Origin of the sequence: Bradyrhizobium sp. 179, assembly GCF_023073535.1 — a bacterium.
In the GTDB taxonomy this organism is placed as follows: domain Bacteria; phylum Pseudomonadota; class Alphaproteobacteria; order Rhizobiales; family Xanthobacteraceae; genus Bradyrhizobium.
Genome location: NZ_JADPJR010000051.1, coordinates 1 through 1,806 on the forward strand (window position 1 = coordinate 1; position 1,806 = coordinate 1,806).

2 protein-coding genes are annotated in these 1,806 nt (G+C 67.2%); both read right to left on the reverse strand.

The window, feature by feature from the left end; all coding sequences use genetic code 11:
• A partial coding sequence (locus tag IVB12_RS11415) for a chemotaxis protein CheW (RefSeq protein WP_247298902.1) occupies positions 1 to 357 on the reverse strand: 357 nt, incomplete at its 3' end.
• Positions 358 to 378: 21 nt separating this feature from the next.
• Positions 379 to 1,806 (reverse strand): chemotaxis protein CheW (locus IVB12_RS11420; protein ID WP_247298904.1); only part of this gene is annotated, 1,428 nt, incomplete at its 5' end.

Consider the following 1,806-nt stretch of genomic DNA (forward strand, 5'->3'; position numbering starts at 1 on the left):
GTCGAGGTTGACGGGGTTGTCTTCCTTGCCGTCCTCGGGCAGGCGCAGCACCTCGCCGATCTGGTCGATGAGCAGGCCGTAGGATTCGCCGCGCAGGTCGACGCCGACCGCCATCGGCACCTTGCCGTCTTCGGCCTTGGGCAGGCCGAGGCGGGCGCGCATGTCGACCACGGTGACGATGCGGCCGCGCAGGTTCAGGACGCCCGCGATCTCGCGCGAGGACAGCGGCACGCGGGTGACGCGCTCGGGCATGAACACGTCCTGGACGCGGGAGATCGGCAGGCCGAACAGCTGGCCGCCGATCATCGCGGTGACGTATTCGACCATGGCGCCTTCGCTGGACTGGGTCTTGCTCATCGCTGGTCTCCTGATCCTGTATTAGGCCGCCGCTGCCCGGCTCAGCTCGGAGGCGCCGGCGGCGCCCGCGGTCTGCTCCTTCAGCGCCGCGATCAGGCCGGGACGGTCGAACTTGGCGACATAATCGTGGAAGCCGGCCTGCCGGCCGCGCTCGATCGCCGCCGGCGACACCAGCGCCGACAGGCCGATGATCGGCATCGCGCCCAGATTGCTGTCGGAGCGGATCACTTCGGCGAACTCGAACCCGTTCATGTCGGGCATCTCGATGTCGGTCAGCACCACGTCGAAGCTCTGGGCGCGCAGCGCGGCCAGGCCCTCCTGCGCGGTTGGCGCGGTGCGGACGCGGTAACCGGCGGCTTTGAGCACCGGCGCCAGCATGTTGCGGAAGAACGCGGAATCGTCGACCAGCAGCACCGCCTGCGAATGCAGCGAGGCCTTCATCTCCTTGCGGGTGAACCAGTCGGCGAACGCCATCGGCAGGAAGTGGCCGACGTCGATCACCTCGGTGGCCTGGCCCTTGATCACGGCCGAGCCGAGAATGCCCGAGGAGGAGCCGCCGACCTCGATATTGAGCCGTTCCTCGACGATGTCGATGATCTCGTCGACGACGAGGCCCATGGCGCGGCCGTCGTCGGCGAACACCAGGATCGGCTGGGCACCCTGGCTCGCAACGGTGACGCCCTCCATGGCGACCAGCGGCATCAGCTGCTCGCGGTACTGCACCATGTAGCGGCCGTTGCTGACCTCGATCTTGTCGGCGGGCAGCTCCTCGAGGCGGGTGACGAGCCCGAGCGGGACCGCCTTGGGCTGGGCCGAGCCGGCGCGGAACACCAAGAGCGAGGTGGTCTGCTCGCCCGCGCCGATGTGATGCGCGCCGTTCTCGTCGGCCATGTCATGGGCCGAGGCGCCGGCGGCGCCGAGCGCCTTGGCGATGCCGTTGGGATCGATGATCATGATGACGGCGCCATCGCCCAAAATGGTGTTGCCCGAGAACATGTCGATGTGACGCAGTTTTGTCGACATCGGCTTCACCACGATCTCTTCGGTGTGGAACACGCCGTCGACGACGATGCCGAAGGTCTGGCTGCCGACTTGCGTGACCACGATAAAACCGTTCTCGGGATCGGAAGCGGCGCCGTCGTCGATCTTCAAGAGCTTCTTCAGATGGATCAGCGGCAACAGCTTGTTGCGCAGGCGCAGCACCGCGGTGTCCTTGATGCGCTCGATGCGGTGCTCGGAATTGGCGCGGGCGCGCACCAGCTCGACCACCGAGAGCTGCGGGATGGCAAAGCGGTCGCCGGCGGCCTCGACGATCAGGGCCGAGACGATCGCCAAGGTCAGCGGGATCTTGATGGTGACGGAGGAGCCTTCGCCGGCCACGCTCTTGATGTCGATGGTGCCGCCGATCTGGTCGATATTGGTGCGCACCACGTCCATGCCGACGCCGCG